We start from the raw sequence: 24286 nt of genomic DNA, 5'->3' as shown, positions 1-24286 counted from the left end.
GTGGCAACACTAGTGGCAGTGATCGCGATGCTGGCCGTGGGGTGCAGCGACACATCGACGGGCGGCAGCGCGCCCGAAACCCCCGGTACGACGGCGCCCAGCACCACTGCGACACCCGAGCCGACGACGGCTGAACCGACCTCCGAACCTCCGCCCGAGCCGACGGTTCCGGAGAGCACCCAACCAAGACAGGTCAAGCCATCCATCAACCTGGCCACCGCCCCGGTCGGCGGCGGCTCGGACCAGGCCGCGGTCAGGCAGTGCGCTCAAGCCAACTGGCTCGCCGGCGCCATCCCGCCAGGCACGACAGTCACCCTCGGCTCGGTCCACCTGGAGCCGGGCAACATCTTCAAGCTCAGTCAGAGCTCGTGCCCGAACGGCCACCGGAAGTGCTCGGGCTTTGTCTGGAAGGCCAGCAACAGAACCCAGCCCTGCTATGTCGGCGTCGTGCAGGTGGCCAACAGCGACGAGGACAAAACCGTGAGCGTCGTCATCAAGGCCCGGATCACCTGCGCCACCAAGCAGGACTGTCGTTCCGTCCAGGCCGCCGCCAAGAAGCAAGGCAGCCAGGTGGGGGTCAGCCCGGTCGAGCTTCCGAGCAAGACACCGACGCCGACGCCGACGCTCTCACCTGAGCCGACCAAGACGGTCGAAACGCCGACTGGTGGGTGAGGATGGCTGACGAGCGGTCGCAGGCTGAGCGGTGGGTGAGCTTCGCCACCGGCATCGTCGCACCGGTGACGGTGGTCAGCACTCTGCTGTTCTACTTCGGCTACGTCTCCTCGCGATCGCAGTACGAGTACTTCGGCATCGACGTCGACACGATCGGCCTGAGCACGCAGGACTACGTGATGCGCAGTCCGCAGCCACTGCTCGTCCCGCTGCTCGTGATCACCCTTCTCGCGGTGGCTGCGCTGTTGCTGCACAACGCGATCCACCTCTCGGCTGCAGGTGTACGCCGATCCACCCGGGTGATCGTCGTCGTACTGCTGATCGGGGTGCTCGGGCTGCTGGCCTATCCATTGCTCGGGCGACTGCCGTACTACGCGCTCGTCGTACCGGCTGTTATCGGGCTGTCCGCGACCGCGCTCGCCTACGTCACCTACCTCAGGAGCAAGCTGGCCGCGGCCCCTCGCCCGCCGCGAGTCCTGATCGCATTGCTCGCTGTCGTCACGGTGACCAGCGCGTTCTGGGCGACCGCCACCACAGCCCAGTACTCCGGTCGCGGCCTGGCCAAGTCAGACGCGCGGCACCTGGATCGCTTCCCGGTGGTCATTCTGGACACGAAGGAGAAGCTGGCGCTGCGATCCCCCGGTCTGGAGGAGACCGCGCTCCGGGCCGGCGCCGGGCAGACGTTCAACTACCGCTATCGCGGACTGCGGTTGCTCGTGGTCGGCGAGAACCGGCTCTTCCTGGTCCCGCAGAACTGGACCGCCTCGAACACCACCCTCGTCGTACCGCTGAACGACTCGGTCCGGGTGCAGTTCCAGTTCCAGAACGATCCGCCCTGAAGCACAATCGAGGCTAGGCGGAGTCCCGGATGATCAGCTCGGTGCCGTAGACCTCGGGGCTGGTCAGGTCGGCGCCACCGATCTTGGCCAGCAGGATCTCCGCGAGCCGCGAGCCGAGCAACTCGACCGGCTGGCGGACCGTGGTGAGCTTCGGCGTGGTCGTGGTCGCCATCACCGAGTCGTCGAATCCGACCACCGCGACATCCGTGGGCACGCGGCGGCCGCGTTCCGACAACACCCGCAGTACGGCGGTCGCCATCAGATCGTTCGCCACGAAGATGCCGTCGAGATCGGGGTGCTTGTCGAGCAGCTGGATCGCGGCCGCTTCACCACCGTCGGCCGTGAAGTCGCCGAAGGCAACGGCCTCCGGGAGACCGGCCTCGGCCATCACACTCTGATACCCGGTCAGCCGGTCCAGGCCCGCGGTCATGTCGAGCGGTCCGGCGACCGTGCCGAGGTTGCGCCGGCCGAGGCCCAGCAGATGCTCGACCGCCGTCCGCGCACCGGCCACGTTGTCCACGTCCACACTCGACACCGGTACGTCGACGCCCAGCGGGCGGGCGCTGAACACGATCGGCAGCGGCAACTGCGCGAGCTCCTGCAGCACGTTGTCGCGGCCGTGGTGGCTGATGATGATCGCACCGTCGACGTGACCGCCACGCAGGTAACGCAGCAGCCGCTGGTCGTCGCCTTCCGCAGGCTCGAGCAGCAGCACGAGCTGCGAGGAGGTCGGGGCCAGCGTCCGGCTCACGCCGCGCAACATCCCGGCGAAGAAGGGATCGGAGAACACCCGGCTGTCCGGCTCCGGAACCACGATCGCGATCGAGTCCGTCCGCCGGGTCACCAGCGCGCGGGCGGCCCGGTTCGGCACGTAGCCGAGCTGGCCGATCGCGCGCTCCACCAGAGCCACCGTCTGCGGCAGCACCTTGGGCGATCCGTTCACCACTCGCGACACAGTCGCCCGCGAAACCCCGGCCAGCGCAGCGACCTGCTCAAGCGTCGGAGAACCCGAGTCGTCCATCGGTCCTCCCCGTCTCAGTTGGTGTGTGTTCACACCGTATTACTTTCCGGGGTTATTTTCTGGCGTTACCCGCTGGATCGGGTGTTGGCTGCCTTTTCGGCGTCGTCGAGGGCCTTTCGCCAGGCGTCGGCGGAGGACTGTTTGCGGTCGTCGACCTTGGCCAGCGCGGCACTGAACACCTGGTTGATCTCACCCTCGCGCGGGCCCTTGTGCTGCTTGAGAATCACGGCCCGGGCACGGTTGACGAAGATCTGCCCGACCGGCGCGTTGTTGAAGTACGCGTTGACCTGCGACTTCACCTGCGGGTCGTCGTACGCGTCGAGTGTCGACGGGAACGAGCCGACCTTCTTGAAGACCTTGACCTGCTGCTCCGGCGCGGTGAGCCACGCGGCCAGCCGGGCCGCTTCGGCCGCCTGCGGCGACTGCTTCGGCACGGTCAGGTACGACCCGCCCCAATTGCCACCGCCGTCGGGGAACACGTCGGCGACGTCCCACTTGCCCTTGCCGTAGTTACCCGCGTTGGACTGGATGACGCCGAGCAGCCAGCCCGGGCACGCCATCGTCGCGAACGCATCGGTCCGGAACGCCTTGTTCCAGGCTTCACTCCAGGCCGGCAACCGCGCGGACAACCCGTCCGCACTGCCTTGCACCACCTGGTCCCAGACGTTCTTCAGTTGCTTGTTCTCGCTGCCGAGGAAGCGGTCCTGGTTGGAGTAGTACGCCTGGATCAGCTGGTTGCGCATCGCCTCCCAGGTCAGCACCGCGGAGTCGTAGAACGCCGAGCCCGGCACCTTCGCCTTGAACTTGCGCCCGGTCGCGAAGTACGACGGCCAGTCCGCGAACAGCTTGGCCACCTCGACCCGATCGGTCGGCAGCCCCGCCTTCGCGAACAGGTCGCGGCGGTAGCAGATCGCCTCCGGCCCGATATCCGTGCCGTAGCCGATGATCCGGCCGTCCTGCGTGGTGGCGCCGGCCACCTTCCAGTCCAGCCAGCGGTCCTTCAGGTCGTTCGCGCCGTAGTCGCGCAGATCGACGAACTGGTCGCCGCGGGCCAGGTACTTGTAGATCCAGCCGATCTCCATCGCCTCGATGTCGGCCATCCCGGACCCGCTGGCCAGGTTGGCGTCGAGGTTCTTGATGTGTGCGTCGACCGTCTCGGCGTGCCGCTCCACGATCCGGATGTTCGGGTGCTCGGCCATGTACTCGTCGTACAGGTCCTCGTAGCCGAACTCGTTGAAGGTCGCGACGGTCAGTTCGATCTTGGCGTCGTCGCCGGAGCCGGCCGAGCCTCCACAGGAGGCAGCCAGCAGCGTCAGCGCACAGCCGAGGACTATTGCAAGGGGACGGCCGGCACGGAATCTGCGCCGCATGGAATGGCTCCCTGGAACTGGACGGAGTTGAGAGCGCTCTCGGATCGCGAAAGTGAGCTGAGTTTCGAGCGTTTTCACCGGGTATGTCAAGCCTTTGATGATTACTCTCCGGTACCGGCACACCCAGGTCAGTACATACTAGGCATCGTTGTCACGCTGCGAACCACGCCGACTACCGTCCGGTGATTTCTTTACGCCGTTCACAGCGAGTTACCAGGTTCGCTCGAACGTCTGGGTCGCGCCGCGGGTCCCGCCGACCGCCACGTCGAGGACCTGCGGCGGGCCGGTACGACGATCGATCATCAGCCGGACCGTGCTCGACGTACGGCTGGGGTCGGAGACCGCGATGCTCGTCGCACCGACGACCACCGATGCCGGCCCGTCCGCGGTGATGCCGCCCGCCGAGCCGGCCGTCCAGAAGTTCACCATCGTCACCTGATCGCGGTCCGAGCGGATCGCCTGCACGGTGGCGGTGTTCGCGAGGACGGTGATCCCCGGGTGGACCGAACGGAGGGCCGTCTGCCAGGCATTCGCTCCGGGTAACAGCATGTAGGCGTAGGCGCCGGTCTCCAGGCCGTGCTCGACGACCAGCGACTGATAGTGCCGGGTGAACGGCGTGGTCGACCCCGCCGTGTCGTTGCCGACGTTGATCTCGGACCACGAGGCGGTCCGGTCCTCGCAATGCGCTCTGACCTGGTTCTTGGCGAGGAAGAGATAACCTCCGACGCCCTGCAGGTGCGCCCACCGCGGGTCGTCGTACCGGCGGTTGGTCGCGGTTCGGCCGTTGACCAGGAGTTGGGCGGTGCTCTTCCGGTTCTCGATGACCGTCTCGACCGGACAGCCGTCGGTGCCGACGATTCCGGCGCCCAGGGCAACGACCGCATCCGACAGGCAGAACCAGGATTTCCTTGCCTGCAAGGACTTGTCGTGGTTGATCAGATGCATGCCGACGGCACCTAGCGTGTTCCGGTACGACGCTCCGCCGACCCAATCGGCGTACGCGGCGACCGTTCCGGTGCCCGGTCCGCTTCCGAGCGGCTCACGCGGTTTGGTGCTGACCGTCGTACCGGGCAGGCGTTGGGCGTCGACGGTCGGCCAGAAGGCGTCGAAGAACTGCGATTGGTCGTCGGTGTAGAGGTAGGACATGCCGTCGCCGACGTACCAGCCGCGGAGGTTCTCGCCGTTGCCGGACTCGTAGCGCGCCATCCGCTTCGACGACAGCGCGAGCGCGAAAGTCCAGCCAGGGCGGCGATGTACGACGCGATCCTGATGGGGGAACTGGAAGTGCCGCGGCTTGGCGGGCGCGGGCTTGACCGCGGCATCCGCCAGCACGGCCTTGGCCCGGGAGATCTCCGGAATCGATGCCGCCGGCAAGTAATCGTTCAGCCGGTCCCTCGTCAGCCACCCCTTGGCGAGAGCCTTGTACGCCGACGCGTAGGGCTCGGCGATCCCGTTCGCGAGGAGCAGGACGGTCGACGTGGTCGCGTGCCCGTTGCGATGATCGCCGGCCTTCTCCCGGGAGATCGCGCGGCCGGAGACGGCGTCCATCATCAGGCCGTTCACCATGAACGGCGCGAAGCTCGCCTCGACCGCGTCGAGGATCACCGTGCGCTTCGGGTCCGTGATGTCCCAGGTCGAACCGCCGAGAAGCGAGAACAGGTTGGCCACGCCGCCGAGCGCGACGTTGCCGTAGGTACCGACGTACGCGAGGTTGCCGTGCTGAACGAACGAGCCGTCGCGGTAGAAGCCGTCGCCGCTGGTGACGTAGGTGAACACGCTGTTCTTACCGGCCTCGGCGACATCGCTCAACGCATCCCGGGCCGCTTCTATTTTGGCGGGGTTGTCGCCGGCGATACCGCGCAGCGCGACGATCAGCGCCTTGTCGACCCGGTTCGCACCGGTCTCCCGGACGGACGGCGAGTTGGTCCGGCGATTCGGGTCCGGAACGAACCGATCGACAGCCTTCAGGTACGCCGCTCGCTGCTCGGCGGACAGGACGTCGTACGCGAGAATGCACGTGTCGAGCAACGCCCGCGGCGCGCCGATCTCCCAGAACCACCAGTTCCCGGTCTCGGGCAGCGTCTCGTTGTAGGCGCGCTGATTGAGAAAGTCGAGCGCACTCCCGAGCGCCTCGGCCGGATCGCTCTTGAGCGTGGTCCCCCGCGTCGCCCGAGCCAGCGCGATCGTCTTCAACCGCGTGTAGCTGATCGAGAAGTTCCCCGACGCCGAACTCAACGGCAGATCCGCCCACAACGCCGTCCGCCCCGGCGCCTGGTCGAGGCTGTCGAGAAACCCCTGAGCCTGACGACTCAAATTCGCCAACGCCTCGCCGTACGCCGGGTCCCCCGGATCGATCTCCCCACCCGTAGCCAACCCCACCCACCGCCCCCGCAACCCCCCGAACTCATCAACCGCGGAAGCGGTGGTCGCGGCACTCGCCAACACTCCCGCGGCAAGGCTCGTCTGCAACAACAGGCGTCGACTGATGGGCGGCATCAACAAACTCCTCGAGGTCCGGAAAACGCTTCCCCACACCTCACCAGATGCTCACAACAGTCGTCAACACCTCAAATCCAATCACTCCCGCTCACCCCTCCCCTAACGTCCGAAGGACCCGCAGGCCCAGCCCTCCAGTCCTTCGGACGTCCCGGCTCCCCCGGCCCGCGGATCGCCTTAGTCGGAAACTTTCGTCAAAACCGACTCACGACCAGCCTGGCAAAGAGGGATAGCGCCCATTTGTTACCGGCTAGCGCCCCCGCCGGCCCCATCCGCAGCGCCCGATCAGACCGGCGCGGGTGGTCCGCGCGTTATCCGGTGGATTTTCGTCGCCGAGCACCCCCAATCCACCGGATAGCGCAAGATCCCGCCCCTCAGCCGTAGCCGCCAGCCCCAGGCGACGGGATCGCGGTCGCCGGGCTCGGCATCCGGCCCAGCCATGCGCTCTGCTCGCTGTGCGGTTCGGTCGGCTGGCCTTGGCGGTCGGGCGGGGTACAGACCGAAATGGCCTCGGCCGGGGACGTCGGTTTGTGGTTGCTCGCCGCGACCGGCCGATCTGAAAGACAGCATGGCGGGCCGCCGCGGTGGTTGAGCCAGATGGCGAGGCCGGCTCCCGCGTATCCGTCGCCTGAGCTTCTGGGCTTCGGCTGCCGTCCAGACAAGAGGCCGGCTCCCGCGCATCCGTCGCCTGAGCATCCGGGCTTCGGCTGCCGTCCAGACAAGAGGCCGGCTCCCGCGCATCCGTCGCCTGAGCATCCGGGCTTCGGTTGCCGTCCAGACAAGAGGCCGGCTCCCGCGCATCCGCCGTCTGAGCATCCGGGCTTCGGTTGCCGTCCAGAAAAGAGGCCGGCTCCCGAGCTTCCGTTGCCTGGGGCTGACGGGCTCTGGTTGCGGCTCGGAGGAGAGGACCGTGACCACCTTTCCGCTGCCTTCGGAGTGCTGTCTTGTGCGGGCAATTTCGAGGGTTATCCGTTCAAATTTCGCTCGGCGGGTGGCCGGCCGGCCGCCGCGGTGGTTGAGGTGGACGGCAAGGGCGGTCGCCACGTCCCCGTCGGCTGCAGCTGACCGGCTTTGGTTGCGATCCTGGGAGAGGCTGCCTTGCAACTGGCCCACTCGCCTGCCGGGGGTACCTAAGAACAGGTAGTACTAGGGGTGCTGTGGAATCGCTCAGCGTGGCGGTGGTCTCGGGAGACGCTTCAGGGGGACTACTACCTGTCCGTCGGTACGCCGAGAGACGGGCGAACGCAGCTGACCTTGCTCGGGGTGCCGTTCGGGGAGGCCGCCTGGCGGGTGGCGCTGCCGGGGACCGCGCACTGTCGGCCAATCCCCATTTGGTGGGCTGACCCATGCCGTTGTGGGATGGCCAACCGCATGCGGCTGGCCCACCCACAACCACGTGGGCTCACCCATCAAACGGGGCCGGCGGCGATGGTGCGGCGCGTCTCGATCACGTGGATCAGCCGGAATGTCCGATGAATCGGAGGGCTGGGTGTGCGGGTTCTTCGGACGTTAGGGGAGGAGGTCTCGGACTACGGCGTCGGCTAGGAGGCGGCCGCGGTTGGTGAGGGTCAGGCGGTTGTCGGTGACGGTGATCAGGCCGTTGGTGATGATGGTGTCTACGGCTGCTCGGCCGGGGGCGTCGAGGACGTCCAGGGGGAGGCCGGCGGCTAGGCGGACTTCCAGGAGGACTCGTTCGATTCGGCGGGTTTCGTCGTCGAGGAGTTCGCGGGCGTGGGCTGGGCTGTGGCAGGCGGTGAGGCGTTCGGCGTAGGCGGTGGGGTGCTTAACGTTCCACCAGCGGACGCCGCCTACGTGGCTGTGGGCGCCGGGGCCGATGCCCCACCAGGTGTCGCCGCGCCAGTAGAGCTCGTTGTGGCGGCAGTGGGCGTCTTCGGTGCGGGCCCAGTTGGAGACCTCGTACCAGTTCAGGCCGGCTTGGCTGAGGAGGTTGTCGGCGAGCACGTACTTGTCGGCCAGGTCGTCGTCGTCCGGCATCGGCAGTTCGCCGCGACGGACCCGGCGCGCCAGTTGGGTGCCGTCCTCGACGATCAGCGCGTAGGCACTGACGTGATCCGGATCCGCGGACAGGGCCGACTCCAGCGACGTACGCCAGTCCTCGAGTGACTCCCCCGGTGTGCCGTAGATCAGGTCGAGGTTCACGTGCTCGAATCCGGCCGCCGTCGCCTCCTTCACGGCCTGCAGCGCGCGACCAGGCGTGTGGTGCCGGTCAAGAATCTTCAGTACGTGCGACGAAGCGCTCTGCATGCCGAAGCTCACCCGGGTGAACCCCGCCGCCAGCAACGCCTCCAGGTACGCCGGATCGACGGACTCGGGATTGGCCTCGGTACTGACCTCCGCGTCCGGCGCCAGCCCGAACTCGTCGCGCACCGCCTTGAGCATCGCACCCAGATCAGCAGCCGGCAGCAGCGTCGGCGTACCGCCGCCGAAGAACACAGTCTCGACCGGCCGGTCGAGGTCCCCCAGCACCCGCCGCGCGAGGCGGACCTCGCCGATCGCAGTCTGGGCGTACGAAGCCTGCGAGCCACCGCCGCCCAGCTCCTTGGCGGTGTAGGTGTTGAAGTCGCAGTACCCACAGCGCGACGCGCAGAACGGCACATGCAGGTAGAAGCCGAACGGGCGGCCGGCCGCCTCGCGTACGGCGGCATCCGGCAACGCCCCGTCCTGGGGCGCAACCTCCCCCTCGGGCAACGTTGACGGCACCCCACCATCCTACGGACCGCCGCAGACCCGGACCGCTCCCACTCACCAACCTCCGCGCGGCCCACCCCGCCACGCTCAGCCGGCCCCGCGAACCCGCCGTCCAGGGCGTTTGATGAGTGGCGCAGGTCCGCCCACGTAGTTCTTCATCTGATCGCCGCGATTCTGTGGTTGCGGAGAGTGCGGGAGCCGTTACATTCGGCTCATGGAGACCGAGGCTCAGCCGGTAGGACGTGGCACCCGGAACGCGGTAGTGGTCGCGATCATGCTCGGAATGTTGCTCGCGGCCCTCGATCAGACGATCGTGGCGACCGCGCTGCCGACCATCGTGAGCGACCTGGGCGGTGCCAACCACCTGTCCTGGGTGGTGACGTCGTACCTGCTCGCCGAGACGATCATGACCGCGCTGATCGGCAAGTTCGGCGACCTGTACGGCCGCAAGCCGATGTTCCTGATCAGCGTTGTGCTGTTCCTCGCCGGCTCGGCCCTGTGCGGAATGGCCGACTCGATGCTGTGGCTGGTCGGTTCGCGCGCGATCCAGGGCCTCGGCGCGGGTGGTCTGATGGTGACCGCGATGGCGGTGATCGCGGACGTCGTGCCGCTGGCCGAACGCGGCAAGTACCAGGGCGTGATGGGCTCGGTCTTCGGTGTCTCCACCGTGGCCGGACCGCTGCTCGGCGGGCTGTTCGTCGACCACCTGAGCTGGCGGTGGGCGTTCTACGTGAACATCCCGCTCGGCATCGTCGTACTGATCGTCGCCTCGATCACCTTGCCGTCCGTGAAGGCACCGACGAGTCCGAAGATCGACTATCTGGGCATCCTGTTCATAGGCGCGGCCGCGACCGGGCTGACGCTGGTGACCACCTGGGGCGGCAACGAGTACGCCTGGGGTTCGACCGTCATCATCGCGATGATCGTCGGTTCCGTGGTCGCGCTCGGATTGTTCATCCTGGCCGAACGCCGAGCCGCCGAACCATTGCTGCCGTTGCGATTGTTCAGATCCGGCGTCTTCACCGTCTGCTCGATCTTGAGCTTCATCATCGGGTTCGCCATGCTCGGCGGCGTCACGTATCTCCCGACGTACCTGCAGTTCGTGCACGGCGCCTCGGCGACCGACTCCGGGCTGCAGATGCTGCCGCTGGTCGGCGGCTTGCTGGTCTCCTCGATCGTGGTCGGCCAGGTGATCAGCAAGACCGGCCGCTACCGGATCTTCCCGATCATCGGCAGCGTGCTGATCGGCGTCGGTCTCTTCCTGCTCTCACTGCTCACCAACACCACCTCGTACGTCGAAGTCGCCGGCTTCATGGTGGTGCTCGGGGTCGGCGTCGGCCTGTGCATGCCCGTCCCGACAGTCGTGGTCCAGAGCACGGTGGACTACTCCGACCTCGGTGTCGCCACCTCCGGCGTCAGTTTCCTCCGCACGATGGGCAGTTCCTTCGGCGTCGCGGTCTTCGGTTCGATCTACGCCCACCAGCTTCCGCAGAACCTCGCTCCCGCCGTACAGAGTGCGCAGGTCGATCCGCGGCTGGCCTCGACTGTTGCGGGTGTTCGTGAGCTGCCCGCGGCCGCGCGATCGCTTGTCACTGCGGCGTACGCCGACTCTCTGCACACCGTCTTCCTCTGGGCGGTCCCGGTTGCCGGCCTCGGCTTCCTCACTGCGCTCCTGCTGAAGCAGGTCCCGCTCCGCGACACCGCCCGGATGGCCGCGAGCGACGTCGGCGACAGCTTCGCCGCGCCCTCCTCCTTCGACTCCGAGCACGAGCTCTCCAAGCTCGCCGCCCTGGTCGTCCAGCACCACAAGCGGAACCCGGCTCCGGAGGTACTGGCCGAGTCCGGCTTGCCGCTCAACATGGCCCAGGCCTGGCTGATCATGCGCGTCTTCCGCGGCGGTCGCGAGACCGGCTCCGCGACGCTCGCCGCGATCACCGCCGATCTCAAGATGCCGCCGGGGGTCGTCGAACCACTGGCCACCCAATTGGTTGCCGCAGGCTACCTTTCCGAGACTCTCGGCGAGTATCGCTTCACCCCGGCGGGTCTGGAGATGTTCCAGCGCTTCGTCGGCGCCTTCCGGACCTGGATGCTGACCCGCCTGTCCGACTGGGACCCCGACAACTCCGAGGCCTTCTCAGCCGCCATCGACCGGATCGCCACCCAGATGATCGACCAGGGCCAGTCCCTGACCACCGGCAAACACGCCGCAGCGCTGACTCCCTCCTGAGCCATAGCCGGCCTAGCGCGAGGGAAACTGCCGGTACGCCGCGTCCTGGATGGCCTCATTGGTGACGTGACCGATCACCGAGCCGATCACGGTGCCAACCACCAGGCCGGCTGCGATCATCCCTGGATGCGGGTCGATCGCCCTGGCCAGCGCGGCCCCGAGACCCCCACCGGCCACGCCGGCCATGAGCAGTCCGATGATCATGCCCTCGCCGTCCCCTCGGGTCGCCACAGTCAGCCCGACAGCCGCACCAACGACCACCACCCCGACGAACAGCCCGATCTCCGGCGACAGCCGCCTGATCCCCAGTCCTCCGGCCCAGTAGCCGAGCGCGGCCCCGGGCAACGCGCCTAACGCGAACCCCAGCAGCTCGTGCGCCTCGGCCCGGTCCTGCTTACTCGTCATCCGGACCAAGGTCCCGGCCAGTCCGCCTCCGAGAGTCATACCGATCAGAAGCCCCAGGTACCCGCCGACCAGCCCGCCGCTCCAGCCGTTCACCTGAGCGCCGAGCACCGCACCACCCGACCCGAGCACCAAGGCCCCAACCGACAGCCCGATCGCCGCTACGCGCTCATCGTCCATCGTTCCACCCTAGGTCTCGACGCCCGCCCGCCGCAGCTCCGTCCGCTTGTTGCCGCGGCTAGCCCCAGATCAGCAGCGCGATACCGATCACCGCGAAGACTCCCGTGCCGACGAGCACCACCGTCTCCGTGAAGGGCTTGGGGCCGTCGTCCTGGTCGTAGACCTTGTTCGGCGCCCATTCGAACGACACCCCTGACCGCGTGGCGAGCGACACCCCCAGGGCGATGCCGGCCCCGACCATCAGCCCGACCGGCACCGCGGTGTCCGCCGGTACGCCGGTTGTCGAGATCACCATCGCCGCCAACCACCCGATCCCCGAGGTCAGCAACAACCGCGGCCGAACCCGCCGCGCCACCGCCAACAGCCCCAACACCCACAACAGCTCACCGACGTACCCGCCCCGAACCCCCACCGGCCCGTCCGCCAGCACCGCAAACACGATCCCAACCACGCCGAGCATCGCGAACAGGACACCGTACGGGACGCTCCCACCGTCAGAACCCAGATACCGCCAGAACCGCTTCACGCCGGTACGACGCTTGATGCGGGCCGGGCGTTCCGATCAGCAGGGCAAGGTTCCCCGGCGGAGGGCGTGGTTGCTGGTGTTGTCGTCGTCGGACCAGAGGACGGTCTTGGTGCCGGAGGTGCAAGTGGGCGAGATGGCGAAGCCTTCGTTGTTGAGATTGCCCATGCCGGAGGGACGGTTGTACGTCGCAGTGGGGGCGAACTTGCCGTCGGTGTTGACCTCGAGGGTCGTGGTGCGGCCCTGGCAACCGTCATCGCAGGCGGCCCAGAGACGGCCGGTCGCTGCGTCGAACTCGAGGTCCATCACCTCGGCGAACCCGCTCGTGATGGTCGCGACCCGGGTGAAGCTGCTGGACGACTGGTTCAGCGCGTAGGCGTAGATCGTGCCGTTGTCCTCGAGACCGACGAAGTACAGCCCGGTGCCGTGACCCGCATACGCGGCCGGGTCGTACGCCGTACCGGTGTGTTCGTCACGGAAGCCGTGGCCGGTGAGGAAGCTGTCCGGGATCCACGAGACGCCCTCGAGCCCGCTGTTGGGGTCGACGTCGGGCAGGTCGCTGGTCAGGTTCCACTCGCGGGTCGCGTTGAGCGTCGACGCCGACGAAGTCCCGTCGTACCGCAGAACCTTCAGCAGGCTCGTGTCGTCGTTGCTGTTGTCCCGCTCGGTCGCCACCACGATCCCGTCCGGCGTGGCGACGACGCCTTCGGCATCCGGGTCACCCTTGCCGTTGGCATACCGCAACGTCTTCCCCGCAGTGGACTCCGGCTTCCACCCCGCCCCATCCGGAACGAGTCGATAGAGCTTCCCGGGCCCGTTCTTCGCCGCCCACACCACACCCGAACCCTGGAACGACAATCCACTGAGATTCTTCCCGAAAACGTTGCTGCCATCGGCGGTCGCGACGCTCGACCCACCGGGCCACGCCACCGGCGCACCCCATCCGGGCGACGCGCTCCCCAGCCCCATCGCTACGACGGTCAAAGCCACAACAGCAACACGTGTCCGACTCATCTCAGTCCTCCCTAGGCGGCAACCCTCCGAGTCTTCTCCTCACGTTAGGCCACTGTCTGAACACGCGACGAACTCTCGCCGCGGTTTGCCCGGTGCCAGATGAAAGCGAGCAGTACGGCGGCCGCGGTGCCGGCCAGGCCGAACCAGCCGATGGCGGTGGCGGCGTTGGTCTTGTCGGAGAGGACGCCGGCGAAGAGGGGGCTGACACCTGTGGCGGTGGTGAGTCCGGAGTTGGACATGCCGATGGCTCGGCCACGGCGGGCGTCCGGGAGGCGGAGCGTCATCGAGGTGGTGGTCTGCATGACGACGATCGTTCCGAAGGCTCCGGCAATGACGAAGAGCACGATCGAGATGACGAGGTTGGGGCGAAAGAGGCAGATCGCGACCGGGGCCGCGGCGGCGATCGAGAGTGGACCGAGCAGGCCGGGGCGACGGTCTTCGGGGACGAACTTGCTGAACAGGAACGCGCCGATCACGCTGCCCAGAGGGTCCGCTGCGAGGATCAGGCCGACCGCCACCGACCCTCCGCCGAACAGAGCGGCGTACGGGGCGGCCATTCCTTCGTAGACGGCAACGAGGGCCATCAGCCAGAGCATCAGAGTCAGAGCACGCATGCCCGGGTCGGCGAACAACAGGGCCCAGGCGCTTCCTTCGGTACGACGTTCGCCGGGTTCGACCGGAGCACGGTCAGCCGCCGGGCGGTGCCGCAGGCGCAGCCGGATCAGGAGCGCGGAGCCGAAGAAGGTGAGCGCGTCGAGCAGCAGGACGATGTGCGGGCTGGAAACCGCGATCAGCAGACCGCCACCGGCGAAGCCGGCCATCTGGGCGGACTGGATGGTGATGCTGCGGATCGCCATACCGGTGCTGAAGCGTTCCTCGCCGAGTACGTCGGGGAGCAGCGCGACCTGGGCCGATTTGAAGACCGGTTGGAGCAGGGAAACGATGCCGACCAGGACGCACAGCGACCAGAACGGCATCGCCGGGATCGCGACCAGCAGGATCAGGCAGCCGCGCAGACCGTCGATCCACAGGATCAGATCGCGACGCGGGAAGCGGTCGGCGAGACCGGTCAGGAAGAGGCCGCCGAGCAGCGACGGGACGAACGTCAGCGCATAGGTGAGGCCGGTCAGCGCGGCCGATCCGGTGTCGGCGAAGACCAGCACCGACAGGGCGACGCGCGCCAGCTGATCGCCCGCGACCGACTGCAGCTCGGCCAGCCACATCGCGCGGAACTCCCGCACCTGGAACACGTCTCGATAGCTCACAACACCTGCCATGCGCCCGACCGTAGGTTGCCGATAGGGGCTCCATCGCAGTATTCGAGCCTGGTGGAAACCTGCCTTCGGTCCAGGGCGAAGGGCTGACTGACTGTTCAGGGACCGGATTTCTGGGGCCGGAGTGGAACTTCGGGGGATCACTGGCAGTTGTGCACATGGGGGACTCTGTAATTGGGTGACCAGGCAGGAGATACGGGATGAGCAGGCGGGTCGAGCAGAAAGCTCAGGCGCGTGAACGAGTGGCCGCGTTGCGGGCGCAGCAGCAGCGGGCAGAGCGGCGCAAGCGGCTACTGATCGCGGTGGGCGCCGTCGTGGCCGTCGTGGTGGTGGTCGGCGGGCTCGTGATCATCAAGGTCGCGGGTGGTGGCGGCGACAAGACCGCGACCGGGCCGTCCGGGGCCGCCGACGCGCAGATCGTTGCCGCGCTCACCTCGATTCCGGCCGAGACGTTCGCGAAGGTCGGCAGCGACGACGTACAGGCCGCGCCGGCCGCGATCACCGCTCCCGCGCTGACCGCCGGCGGCAAGCCGAAGGTGCTCTACATCGGCGCCGAGTTCTGCCCGTACTGCGCGGCCGAGCGCTGGCCGGTGTCGGTCGCGCTGTCCCGGTTCGGCACCTTCAGCAACCTCGGTACGACGCACTCCGCGGCCGACGACGTCTACCCGAACACGCCGACGCTCTCGTTCCACGGAGCGACGTACACGAGTCAGTACCTGTCCTTCACCGGGTTGGAGACCACCACCAACGAGAAGGAGAACGGGCAGTACAAGCCGCTGGACACTCCGAGCGCGGAGGACCAGAAGACGTTCGACACCTACAACGCTCCGCCGTACGTGAAGAGCGGTGGGTCGATCCCGTTCGTCGACCTCGGCGGCAAGTTCGTCACCTCGGGCGCGACCTACAGCCCGGAGATCCTGGCCGGCAAGACGCAGGCCCAGATCGCGGAGGCGCTGAAGGACCCGTCGAGCCCGATCGCGAAGGCGATCGACGGCTCCGCGAACGTCTACACCGCCGCGTTCTGCCAGCTCAGCAACAACCAGCCCGCCAACGTCTGCAGCACCGACGCCGTCAAGGCCGCCGCCGGCAAGCTCGGGAAGAGCTGAATGAGCACGACGACCGCCCGGGGATCGTCCCTGGGCGTGATCCCCTGGCTGACCCTCGGCATCTCGGCGCTGGGCGTGCTCGTCTCGGCCTACCTGACCTACGAGCACTTCACCGCCGGTACGACGCTCGCCTGCCCCGAGACCGGCGTCGTCAACTGCATGAAGGTGACCTCGTCGCAGTACTCGAAGCTCTTCGGGGTGCCGGTCGCACTCCTCGGTCTGCTCTTCTTCATCGGCATGGTCGCCCTGTCCGTCCCAGCCCTCTGGCGTACGGCGTCCCCCTGGCCGGCGCGCGCCCGGTTGGCCGGTGTCGTGGTCGGCGTGGTCTTCGTCCTCTACCTGGTGTGGGCGGAGCTGTTCCGCATCAACGCCATCTGCCTGTGGTGCACGGTCGTCCACGCCTTGACGCTGGTTCTCTTCGCACTGATCGTCATCCGCGTCGCCCTCCCACCGCTGGAAGACTGACGCCGCTGCCCCCTGCGGATGAGATTCTTTGGCACCGTTTCTCATCTCGTCTGGGGGCTTTCCATGATTCGACAGTTGGCAGCCGTCTCTGCCACTGCCCTGCTCGCCACCGCCTTCTATGCCGTCCAGCCCGCGGTCGCGGCACCGGCCGCATGCACGAAGACCGTGCTCCCGCTACCGACCGGCACTCTCCCCGGCCCGGCCCTTGTGCGGTCCGCGGACTCAACCGGGCGCTACCTGATCGGCCACGCCTCACGGGAGGAGGGCTCGCAGGCCGTGCTGTGGGTCGACGGCGTACCGCGCTGGCTCGCCTCCAAGCCGAACAGCGTGTCGCGTGCCTACTCGGTCACCGACAAGGGGTTCGTCCTCGGCAACACCTCTGACGCGACCAGCACCGACTACTGGATCTACTCGGTCGCGACCGGCACCTACCAGGTCCTGGACCTGCCGGAAGGCTTCCAGGTCTACGACCTCACCGGTATGAACGAACGCCACGACATCGCCGGTGTCGCCGGGGACCCGTTCGGCACCGAGCGGTTCCCCTTCGTCATTCCGGCCGGCGGGCAGCCCAAGCTGCTCCCCACTCCCCAGGGAGTGGACGCCTTCACCGTCGACGCGATCGGTGACGACGGCAGCCTGGTCGGCCGGTTCACCAACCCCGACAACTCGGTGATCCGCAGCTACCGCTGGACCTCCTGGAACCGCCGCCCCGTTCTCCTCACCGGCCAGAACCGCGACCACACCTGGGCGAGCGTCATCGACGGCACCCGAATCGGCGGCGGCAGCCAAGGCGGCGGCGAGACCCGCGGCCGGATCTGGAACACCCGCACCGGCCGCTACACCGAGCTCGAAGACGCCATCACCGACCTCAACTCCTCCGGCGACGCGGTCACCCAGGGCGGCGACGACTTCATCGACACGTTCCCCTCGGTCCTGATCACCAGCACCGGCGCCCGCACCACCTTCCCCGAGAGCACCCACCTCACCCAGGTCTTCGACCGCGGCAACCAGTTGAGCACCGCCGGCTACGAACTGACCGACGGCGAATACCGCGCCATCACCTACCAGTGCTGACTACTGGTACATGCCGTCGAGGACTTCGGCGTACTGGGTTTCGACGTACTTGCGCTTGAGCTTCAGGCTGGGGGTCATCTCACCGGACTCGACCGTGAGGTCGCGGTCGAGGATGGTGAACTTCTTGATGGTCTCCCAGCGGTTCAGGCCGGCGTTGAGTTCGTCGACGTAGCCCTGGACCATGGCCTGGGCGGCCGGGGAGGTGACGATCTCGGCGTACGGTTTGCCGGCCAGGCCGTTCGCGGCGGCCCAGCCGACGATCGCGTCGGGGTCGAGGGTGATCAGGGCCGAGACGAAGTTGCGCTTGTTGCCGTGGACAACGAACTGGCTGGCGTACGGGCAGAGCGTCTTGAAGCGGCCCTCGATCACCTGGGGGGCGACGTACTTGCCGCCGGAGGTCTTGAAGAGGTCCTTCTTGCGGTCGGTGATGTAGAGGAAACCGTCCTCGAAGTGACCGATGTCGCCGGAGTGGAACCAGCCGTCGGCGGTCATCACCTCGGCGGTCTGCTCGGGCAGGTTGTGGTAGCCGCTCATCACGCCGTCGCCCTTGATCAGGATCTCGCCGTCCTCGGCGATCTTGATCTCGGTCCCGGTGAAGGCCGGGCCGACGCTGCCGAGGCGGTAGCCGGTGGGACGGTTCAAGGACGAGCCCGCCGCGGTCTCGGACAGGCCGTAGCCCTCCAGGATCAGCAGCCCGGCCGCGTGGAACCACTCGGCGAGCTGCTTGTCGAGAGCGGCCGAGCCGGAGACGAAGAAGCGGATCCGGCCGCCGAAGCGAGCACGGATCTTGGAGAGGACGAGCTTGTCGGCGACGGCCAGCTGCGCAGCCAGTACGCCGCTCGGCTCGGATCCGTTCTGCCGAAGCTTGGAGGCGCGGGCGCCGACCCCGAAGGCCCAGTCGAAGAGCTTGGCCTTCACGCCGCCCTCGTCGGCGATCATCGTCTTGATCCGGGCGTGTGCCTTCTCGAAGATGCGCGGTGCGGCGGCCATGAACGTCGGCTGCACGATCGCGGCGTTCTCGACGATCTTGTCGATCCGCCCGTCGATCGCGGTCGCGAACCCGATCTGGAGCTGCACCGCCACCAGCACCTGCCCGAAGACGTGCGACAGCGGCAACCACAGGAACTGCAGGTCGTCCTGGCTGAGTACGCCGGTCTCCTCGACCGCGGCCCCCTCATACGTCCACACGGAGTGCGGCAGCCGCACGCCCTTCGGACGGCCGGTCGTGCCGGACGTGTAGATCAGCGTGCAGAGGTGCTCCGGCTTGACCTGCGCGATCCGCTCGTCGACCTCTGCGAGGTGCTCGGCGCCAAGGGCGTCGAAGTCGGCCAGCGAGATCACCCAGTCGCCGTCCGCGGCGTCCGGCGTACCGTCCATCAGCACGATCTTGCGCAGCGCCGGAACCTCGGCCTTGTGCGCGCGCAGCTTGTCGACCTGGCCCGCGTCCTCGGCGAAGACGACCTGTACGTCGGCGTCCGCGACGATGTACGCGACATCGGCGGCCATCGTGGTCGGGTAGATCGTGGTCGTCGCGGCCGCGGCCAGGACCGCTGCCAGGAAGCAGTCGACCCACTCGATCCGGGTGCTGGCGGCGATCGCCACCCGCTGCTCGGGCTCGACGCCGAGCGCGATCAGACCGGCCGCCCGGCGGCGTGCCAAGGCGTCGGTCTCGGCCCAGGTGACCGACGTCCAGCCGTCCCCGGACGGGAACCGGAAGGCCTCGCGTTGCGGCGTCGCCGCGACCCGGTCCAGGAACATCTGGGCCATCGTCGTCTTGCGGTTGCTGAGCACGGCAGGCGTCATGATTGGCCTCCATCGGGGGTCAAGTGAACTGGACAGTAATGCAAGCTCCGGCCGCTGGCCATGGCACTCGCTTGCCCACCCGCACCTTCTCGATTACGTTTCCGCAACATGCGCATACGGCCTGTGGCCCTTCTCTCACTCTCCGCCCTGCTGCTCGCTCAGCTCACTCCCGCGTTCGCCGCGCCGCCGCCGGAGTTCGGCTCCGACTACGACGACCCGCGGACGCCGGCCCCGAAGGTCGCCGTACCGGACACCAGGCACTGCCAGGTGGAGATCGTCCGGCACGGGTTCCGCGACTTCGACCCGTACCAGTCGGCCTACACTCCCCCGGCCGCCTGCCAGGGTCCGTGGTCGAAGGTCGTGCTGCGGATGCACGGCGCGGTGAAGGGCGTCCAGTACGACCGCCTCGGCCACATCACGATCGGCGGGGTCGGTGTCTTCCGTACCTCGACCCCGGAGCCGAGTGCGGACGGCATCGCCTGGGACGTCGAGAAGGACCTCACCTCGTACGCCGCGCTGCTCGCCAAGCCGCAGCCGGTCGTGATGGAGCTCGGCAACGTGGTCAACGAGACCTACACCGGCGTCCTCGACATCGCCGTGACGCTCGACTTCTACACGACGAGCCGCCGCTTCCCCGCGGCCAAGGCGGCGAACGTCGTACTGCCGCTGCAGGATCAGCGGCGTGAAGAGTCCGACCTGATCGGTACGGCGACGCTCCCGCGGAACACGACCCGCCTGCTCGGCGAGGTGTACGTGACCGGATCCGGTGGCGGGTGCGAGGAATTCTGGGACACGTCCGCCCCGGCCGAGACCGGCTACTCCTGCCCGGACGGATCGCCGTACCGGGAGGTGGACGTGTCGATCGACGGCAAGCCGGCCGGGATCGCGCTGCCCTATCCATACATCTATACCGGTGGCTGGTCGAATCCGTACTCGTGGCGGCCGTCCCCTGCGCCGCGCGCGTTCGACATCAAGCCCTTGACGTACGACCTGACGCCGTTCGCCGGTCTGCTGACTGACGGGAAGCCGCACGAGTTCCGCGTCCACGTCAACGGCGTACCGGCCGGGCAAAGCGGTTGGTTCACCGTCCCGAACCTGCACGTCTGGACCGACCCGCACCGCGCGCAGACCCACGGCGCCCTCACCTCGTACGCCGTTGCTCCGCTCACGAAGTCGGACCAGGTGAGCACCGGCTCCGTCACGACCAAAGCGTCACGTACGTTGAAGATCAGTGGCTATGTCGACACATCGGCAGGCCGGATCCGCACCACCGTCCAGCGCACGCTACGCAACAACAGCAAGCACACCTGGACCGAGGGCGAGACCAACGACAGCCTCGACGCGAACTGGCGCGACACCTCGCTCGTCACCAGCGGCGGCAAGGTCGAACTCACCGACCTCGACTACGGCAAGACCGGCGTACTCACCTTCTTGCCCAACGCAACAATCCCCGGCGGCTACGACGTAGTCACCGACCTCAAGATCCACGACACCATCCGAACCACCCACGGCTACACCAACGAGACCTACAACGGCCGCGCCTCCTGGATCTACAACGTCCCCCGAGACCAACGCCACGCCACCGGCACCCAAACCGTCCGCTACCAAGCCCTCGGACCCACCGGCTGCTACGACCACACCCTGCAAGCCGTCAACGGCATCTACACCAAAGACCTCCACCGCTGCTAGCGCTCCCTCGGATGCGGCCGTTGAGGTACGGCGGGGCTGCTCGCCGCTGCGGCCGATTGGCTGAGGACGGGTAGCGGGCGCGGTCTGTGGCTGGGCCAGATGGTGCGGTCGGCTACGGTGCACCTTGCCTGGGGCTGACGGGCTACGGCTGAGGCCAGCGAGTTGAGGTCGTCTGCAGGTGCGGTTTGCGAGATCCACGGATGCCTACTGCCGCTCCATGACAGTAGAACTCCGTGAACCTGCTGACGCGCGCCTTTGTGGGGATCTACTGCCGGTGAGCGGCAGTAGATCCCCACAAACATGGCCCCGACCGCTCCGTTCGGGCCGGGACGGTAGGTGCCGGTCCCCGCCGCTGCGGCCCGTCTTTACAGACAGGGTGACTGGCCATGCCTACGGCTGAGGGAGATGGCGAGGCCGGCGACCGCGTACCCGTCGACCGAGCCTCCGGGCTTCGCTTGCCGTGCAGAAAACGAGGGGACCTCCCCGCAAGTTGCCCCTTCTCCCCTCAAAAATTGAGCAGAGAACGGTCAATCTCAACGGACATCCCCCGAAATTCCGCAGGCCCCCGGATGATCGCGGATCGCCTCTTCCAGCTCGCTAGGCACCCAACCCGAACCCAGTGCTCGACCACCGCGACGGATCACCCACCCGACCTCCTCATCGCCGAGAGCAACCACAACCCGTCAACCACAGACGACCGGGGAACGTCGGTCACCAGCCTCGCCATCCCCCTCAGCCGTAGGCGACGCCCGCCACACCGCTTCAATAAAACCGGCCGCAGCGGCGAGCAACCACCGCGCACACCGCCGGCCGACTCCCAGCGGCCGGAAGCGACGAGCACCTTCGGGACGGAGGGGCTACTGGGTTACACAGCGGATCAGCCACCGCGATCTCGCTCCCCCAACCGCAACAGGCACCATGTAGCGGTAGATCCCCGGGTGAATGTGCCCCGATCCCCGCCGCACCGGACAGGCCGGACACGAACACACTGGCTCGCCGCCGCGGCGGCCGATCTACTGAAGCGCTAGGCGGGCCTCGCCTACAGCTGAGGGGGATGGCGAAGTCGGCGACCGCGTGCCCGCCGCCCGAGCTTCCGGGCTTCGGTTGCCGCCGACAAGTTCGGTCGCCTGAAAGGTGCGCGTTGCGAGATCCACGGATACCTACCGCCGCTCCATGACAGTAGACATCCGTAAACCTGCGATCGCGCCCACTCATCACGCCTTTGCGGGGATCTACTGCCGCTCAGAGGCAGCAGATCCCCGTGAACCTGCGATCGCGCCGACTCATCGCACCTTTGCGGGGATCTACTGCCGCTCAGAGGCAGCAGATCCCCGTGAACCTGCGATCGCACCCACTCATCACACCTCTGCGGGGACCTACTGCCGCTCAGAGGCAGCAGATCCCCGTGAACCTGCGATCGCACCCACTCATCACACCTTCGCGGGGACCTACTGCCGCTCCATGACAGTAGAACCCCGTGAACCTGGAGGCGTGCCCGCTCATCACGCCTCTGCGGGGACCTACTGCCGCTTAGGGCTTGTCGCGGTATCGCTCCCCAAATCGATTCGGGGAGTTTTTTTCGTCCTCCCGGAGGGCGGACCGGGGAGCGTTCACCCCCCGAATCGGTCTCAAATCCTCCCCGAACCGGTTTGGGGAGGACGCCGCCTGCCAATTCACAACAGGCTCTCAAAGGCAGCAGATCCCCGCAAACCGCCTAAAACCACCGCGAACGGGCCACTCAACAGGCGTCCTCACCGCCGGCGACACCCGAAGCCCGGAAGCTCAGGCAACGGGCACTCGATCACCGACTGCACCATCCGGCCCAGCCAGAGACCACCCCAGCCACCCATCCTTCAGCCGACCGGCCGCAACGGCGACCAGCCACCGCATACGCCACCGGCCGAATCCGAGCGGCCGGATGGGACGAGCACCTTCGGAGTAGCGGGGTTCCTGGGTCGACCGGCGGATCAGACACCCGCGACAGATCCGGCCCACCCCGCGGACCAAAGAAACTCTCAGCGGGTGGCGAGGAGTTCGGCGATCTGGACTGCGTTGAGCGCCGCGCCCTTGCGGAGGTTGTCGTTGGAGACGAAGAGTACGAGCCCGCGTCCGTCCGGAACCGATTGGTCCTGGCGGATCCGGCCGACGTACGACGGGTCCTGGCCTGCTGCGAGGAGCGGAGTCGGGAGATCGGCGAGTACGACGCCTGGGGCGGAACCGAGGAGGTCGGTCGCCTCGACGGGGGTGATCGGGCGGTCGAATTCGGCGTGGATGCTCAGGGAGTGGCCGGTGAAGACGGGGACCCGGACGCAGGTGCCGGCGACAGGGAGGTTCGGCAGGTGCAGGATCTTGCGGCTCTCGTTGCGGAGCTTCTGCTCCTCATCGGTCTCACCGGTGCCGTCGGCAACGATCGACCCGGCCAGCGGAAGCACGTTGAACGCGATCGGACCGGCGTACACCTTCGGCTCGGGCAGCGTGATGCCCTCGGTGCCGAGCGCGAGCCGGCCACCGACCTCGGCGAGCGCCCGGGTCTGATCCTCGAGCTCACTCACGCCGACCCCACCGGAACCAGAGACGGCCTGGTAGGTCGAGACGATGAGCCGACTCAGTCCAGCGGCCGCGTGCAGCGGCTTGAGCACCGGCATCGCGGCCATCGTCGTACAGTTCGGGTTGGCGACGATCCCCTTCGGCAGGTGATCGAGGTCCTCCGGGTTCACCTCGGAGACGACCAGCGGGACCTCGGGATCCATCCGCCACGCGGACGAGTTGTCGATGACAACCGCCCCGGCCGCGGCAACCCGCGGGGCGAACTCCAGCGACGCCGTCTTCCCGTTCGAGAACAGCGCAAGCTCCAGCCCACCGAAGTCAGCGGTCGCCGAGTCCTCGACCGTGATCTCCGTGTCGCCGAACGGCAGCTTCGACCCGGCAGACCGCGCCGACGCGAAATACCGCACCTCGTCCACCGGGAACGAGCGCTTGACCAGCAGCTCCCGCATAACCCGACCGACCTGACCCGTAGCTCCGAACACCCCAACTCGCATACCGCGAACCCTAACCCCGCTCCCCTCCCCGCCACCCCCACATTTCGCCGTACGGACAGCCGTAACGTCCGAAGGATCCGAGGGCAGGGTCTCCGGATCTTCGGACGTTACGAGGGGTTCAGCTGTAACGTCCGAAGGATCCGAGGGCAGGGTCTCCGGATCTTCGGACGTTACGAGGGGTTCAGCTGTCGGAGACCAGGACTCCGCCGTTGGCTACGTCGGATTTCTCGATCTCGGTGAAGACGATGCGGACGGCTTCGCGCTTGGCGCCGAGGATGGCGATGGCGGAGTCCGTGACGGCGGCGACGAACTCGCGGCGCTGGTCGAGGGTCCGGCCGGACAGGAGCTCGACGGTGATGTTGGGCATAGGAAGGTTCCTCC

18 protein-coding genes are annotated in these 24286 nt (G+C 67.5%); 7 read left to right on the top strand and 11 right to left on the bottom strand.

The window, feature by feature from the left end:
- Window positions 1-672, top strand: coding sequence for a hypothetical protein (locus tag OG474_RS32015; protein ID WP_405057332.1), 672 nt, complete (start codon window positions 1-3; stop codon window positions 670-672).
- Between the two features lie 2 nt (window positions 673-674).
- Window positions 675-1511, top strand: a complete 837-nt coding sequence (locus OG474_RS32010; RefSeq protein WP_405057331.1) for a hypothetical protein — start codon at window positions 675-677, stop codon at window positions 1509-1511.
- A 13-nt stretch (window positions 1512-1524) separates the two neighbouring features.
- Here the strand turns inward: OG474_RS32010 and OG474_RS32005 are convergent, their stop codons facing one another.
- From OG474_RS32005 to hemW, 4 genes are all read right to left on the bottom strand, one after another.
- Window positions 1525-2532: a LacI family DNA-binding transcriptional regulator gene (locus OG474_RS32005; protein ID WP_405057330.1), complete on the bottom strand. Its 1008-nt coding sequence runs from the start codon at window positions 2530-2532 to the stop codon at window positions 1525-1527.
- A gap of 65 nt (window positions 2533-2597) precedes the next feature.
- A complete protein-coding gene (locus OG474_RS32000) occupies window positions 2598-3902 on the bottom strand; it encodes an extracellular solute-binding protein (RefSeq protein WP_405057329.1) in 1305 nt (434 codons plus the stop codon).
- Between the two features lie 210 nt (window positions 3903-4112).
- The gene (locus OG474_RS31995) at window positions 4113-6281 is read right to left on the bottom strand and encodes a polysaccharide lyase 8 family protein (RefSeq protein WP_405057328.1); all 2169 of its coding nucleotides are present in this window, start codon (window positions 6279-6281) and stop codon (window positions 4113-4115) included.
- A gap of 1626 nt (window positions 6282-7907) precedes the next feature.
- Window positions 7908-9119: a radical SAM family heme chaperone HemW gene (gene hemW / locus OG474_RS31990; protein WP_405057327.1), complete on the bottom strand. Its 1212-nt coding sequence runs from the start codon at window positions 9117-9119 to the stop codon at window positions 7908-7910.
- Between the two features lie 202 nt (window positions 9120-9321).
- On the opposite strand from hemW, the gene OG474_RS31985 reads away from it, so the two are divergent.
- Entirely contained in the window at window positions 9322-11334 is a 2013-nt protein-coding gene (locus OG474_RS31985) for a DHA2 family efflux MFS transporter permease subunit (protein ID WP_405057326.1), read from the top strand.
- A 12-nt stretch (window positions 11335-11346) separates the two neighbouring features.
- Here the strand turns inward: OG474_RS31985 and OG474_RS31980 are convergent, their stop codons facing one another.
- Genes OG474_RS31980 through OG474_RS31965 form a run of 4 tightly spaced genes read right to left on the bottom strand, consistent with a single transcriptional unit; the run spans window position 11347 to window position 14730 of the window.
- Entirely contained in the window at window positions 11347-11916 is a 570-nt protein-coding gene (locus OG474_RS31980; protein ID WP_405057325.1) for a hypothetical protein, read from the bottom strand.
- Window positions 11917-11974: 58 nt separating this feature from the next.
- Window positions 11975-12442: a hypothetical protein gene (locus OG474_RS31975; protein WP_405057324.1), complete on the bottom strand. Its 468-nt coding sequence runs from the start codon at window positions 12440-12442 to the stop codon at window positions 11975-11977.
- A gap of 36 nt (window positions 12443-12478) precedes the next feature.
- Complete coding sequence (locus OG474_RS31970) at window positions 12479-13453, bottom strand: hypothetical protein (protein WP_405057323.1); 975 nt, start codon at window positions 13451-13453, stop codon at window positions 12479-12481.
- A gap of 44 nt (window positions 13454-13497) precedes the next feature.
- Window positions 13498-14730: an MFS transporter gene (locus tag OG474_RS31965; protein WP_405057322.1), complete on the bottom strand. Its 1233-nt coding sequence runs from the start codon at window positions 14728-14730 to the stop codon at window positions 13498-13500.
- Window positions 14731-14927: 197 nt separating this feature from the next.
- Between OG474_RS31965 and OG474_RS31960 the strand changes: the two genes are divergently transcribed.
- From OG474_RS31960 to OG474_RS31950, 3 genes are all read left to right on the top strand, one after another.
- Window positions 14928-15833: a DUF929 family protein gene (locus OG474_RS31960; protein WP_405057321.1), complete on the top strand. Its 906-nt coding sequence runs from the start codon at window positions 14928-14930 to the stop codon at window positions 15831-15833.
- Window positions 15834-16298 carry a vitamin K epoxide reductase family protein gene (locus tag OG474_RS31955; protein WP_405057320.1) on the top strand — a complete coding sequence of 155 codons (465 nt, stop codon included), beginning with the start codon at window positions 15834-15836 and terminating at the stop codon, window positions 16296-16298.
- A 63-nt stretch (window positions 16299-16361) separates the two neighbouring features.
- Window positions 16362-17372: a hypothetical protein gene (locus tag OG474_RS31950; protein ID WP_405057319.1), complete on the top strand. Its 1011-nt coding sequence runs from the start codon at window positions 16362-16364 to the stop codon at window positions 17370-17372.
- On the opposite strand, the gene OG474_RS31945 is transcribed toward OG474_RS31950, so the two are convergent.
- Complete coding sequence (locus OG474_RS31945; protein ID WP_405057318.1) at window positions 17373-19175, bottom strand: AMP-dependent synthetase/ligase; 1803 nt, start codon at window positions 19173-19175, stop codon at window positions 17373-17375.
- Between the two features lie 108 nt (window positions 19176-19283).
- On the opposite strand from OG474_RS31945, the gene OG474_RS31940 reads away from it, so the two are divergent.
- Window positions 19284-20864 carry a peptide-N4-asparagine amidase gene (locus tag OG474_RS31940; protein ID WP_405057317.1) on the top strand — a complete coding sequence of 527 codons (1581 nt, stop codon included), beginning with the start codon at window positions 19284-19286 and terminating at the stop codon, window positions 20862-20864.
- A 2015-nt stretch (window positions 20865-22879) separates the two neighbouring features.
- Here OG474_RS31940 and OG474_RS31935 read toward each other — a convergent pair.
- Window positions 22880-23905, bottom strand: a complete 1026-nt coding sequence (locus OG474_RS31935; RefSeq protein WP_405057316.1) for an aspartate-semialdehyde dehydrogenase — start codon at window positions 23903-23905, stop codon at window positions 22880-22882.
- Window positions 23906-24086: 181 nt separating this feature from the next.
- Window positions 24087-24272 carry a tautomerase family protein gene (locus tag OG474_RS31930; protein ID WP_145808799.1) on the bottom strand — a complete coding sequence of 62 codons (186 nt, stop codon included), beginning with the start codon at window positions 24270-24272 and terminating at the stop codon, window positions 24087-24089.
- Between the last annotated feature and the right edge of the window lie 14 nt (window positions 24273-24286).

Source organism: Kribbella sp. NBC_01505, assembly GCF_045040285.1.
Classification (GTDB): domain Bacteria; phylum Actinomycetota; class Actinomycetes; order Propionibacteriales; family Kribbellaceae; genus Kribbella.
This window is presented reverse-complemented; position numbering and strand designations above follow the sequence as displayed.

Excerpts from the sequence above, each read along its gene's own strand:
- OG474_RS32010 (WP_405057331.1), top strand. The coding sequence starts at position 675 with ATGGCTGACGAGCGGTCGCAGGCTGAGCGGTGGGTGAGCTTCGCCACC.
- OG474_RS32005 (WP_405057330.1), bottom strand. The coding sequence starts at position 2,532 with ATGGACGACTCGGGTTCTCCGACGCTTGAGCAGGTCGCTGCGCTGGCC.
- OG474_RS32000 (WP_405057329.1), bottom strand. The coding sequence starts at position 3,902 with ATGCGGCGCAGATTCCGTGCCGGCCGTCCCCTTGCAATAGTCCTCGGC.
- OG474_RS31985 (WP_405057326.1), top strand. The coding sequence starts at position 9,322 with ATGGAGACCGAGGCTCAGCCGGTAGGACGTGGCACCCGGAACGCGGTA.
- OG474_RS31980 (WP_405057325.1), bottom strand. The coding sequence starts at position 11,916 with ATGGACGATGAGCGCGTAGCGGCGATCGGGCTGTCGGTTGGGGCCTTG.
- OG474_RS31970 (WP_405057323.1), bottom strand. The coding sequence starts at position 13,453 with ATGAGTCGGACACGTGTTGCTGTTGTGGCTTTGACCGTCGTAGCGATG.
- OG474_RS31965 (WP_405057322.1), bottom strand. The coding sequence starts at position 14,730 with ATGGCAGGTGTTGTGAGCTATCGAGACGTGTTCCAGGTGCGGGAGTTC.
- OG474_RS31960 (WP_405057321.1), top strand. The coding sequence starts at position 14,928 with ATGAGCAGGCGGGTCGAGCAGAAAGCTCAGGCGCGTGAACGAGTGGCC.
- OG474_RS31955 (WP_405057320.1), top strand. The coding sequence starts at position 15,834 with ATGAGCACGACGACCGCCCGGGGATCGTCCCTGGGCGTGATCCCCTGG.
- OG474_RS31950 (WP_405057319.1), top strand. The coding sequence starts at position 16,362 with ATGATTCGACAGTTGGCAGCCGTCTCTGCCACTGCCCTGCTCGCCACC.
- OG474_RS31945 (WP_405057318.1), bottom strand. The coding sequence starts at position 19,175 with ATGACGCCTGCCGTGCTCAGCAACCGCAAGACGACGATGGCCCAGATG.
- OG474_RS31940 (WP_405057317.1), top strand. The coding sequence starts at position 19,284 with ATGCGCATACGGCCTGTGGCCCTTCTCTCACTCTCCGCCCTGCTGCTC.
- OG474_RS31935 (WP_405057316.1), bottom strand. The coding sequence starts at position 23,905 with ATGCGAGTTGGGGTGTTCGGAGCTACGGGTCAGGTCGGTCGGGTTATG.
- OG474_RS31930 (WP_145808799.1), bottom strand. The coding sequence starts at position 24,272 with ATGCCCAACATCACCGTCGAGCTCCTGTCCGGCCGGACCCTCGACCAG.